Origin of the sequence: Halomonas sp. 25-S5 (assembly GCF_029889845.1) — a bacterium.
Lineage (GTDB): Bacteria > Pseudomonadota > Gammaproteobacteria > Pseudomonadales > Halomonadaceae > Halomonas.
Genome location: NZ_JARANV010000080.1, coordinates 1 through 714 on the forward strand (window position 1 = coordinate 1; position 714 = coordinate 714).

The window sequence follows — 714 nt, forward strand, 5'->3', positions numbered from 1 at the left end:
ACTCTTACCTCTTGTCGATTGCGAGAATACCTACTGCTTTTTGGTAGCGTACTGTCTTTCTGCTTTAATTAGATATTATACTTTCGGATAGCCTGAAGGAGTCACAGCTCGGTAAGCGGTCATTCCAGTACGTCTGGACTTACCCTTCGATGTCTGACCTGAGCGGGTCATCAGCAAACAGGGTCTTCCAACGGCGCGGCGTCAGCTCGTCGATACGAGACGCCGGGTGAATGGCGATACGCTGCAACACATCGACCAGATAGGTGTAGGGATCCATCCCCTGCAGGCGGCAAGTGGTCAGCAGGCTCTGCAGGATACTGACGTGCTCGGCGCCGATCTCACTCCAGCAGAAGAGCCAGTTGCGGCGTTTATGCGCAGCTGCGCATAAACGCCGTTATGCCCAGTTCCGGATTATGCGCAGTTACCCTGTCTGGCCCCGACCACGATCCAGCACTAATGCCCCTCGAGAGCTAGCAGCCGGACCGTGGTTTTCTCACAACAATCCAAAAGTCTGTGCATAATCACAAGCTGTCGAGGAAGGCCAGCACGTCTGGCTTGGGTACGAAGCGCGGTGTCATCGTTTCCGGTGGCTGCAGGCTCGCCGTAAGCGGTCATTCCAGTACGTCTGGACTTACCCTTCGATGTCTGAGCGGAGAGGGGCGTCGGCAAACAGCGCCTTCCAGCAGCGCGGCGTCAGCTCGTCGACACGAGACG

At 56.4% G+C, this 714-nt stretch carries 1 pseudogene; it reads right to left on the reverse strand.

The window, feature by feature from the left end:
- Window positions 1-139 precede the first annotated feature (139 nt).
- Window positions 140-367 (reverse strand): annotated as a pseudogene (locus tag OP498_RS18455) (transposase domain-containing protein); the annotation flags it as partial.
- Window positions 368-714 lie beyond the last annotated feature (347 nt).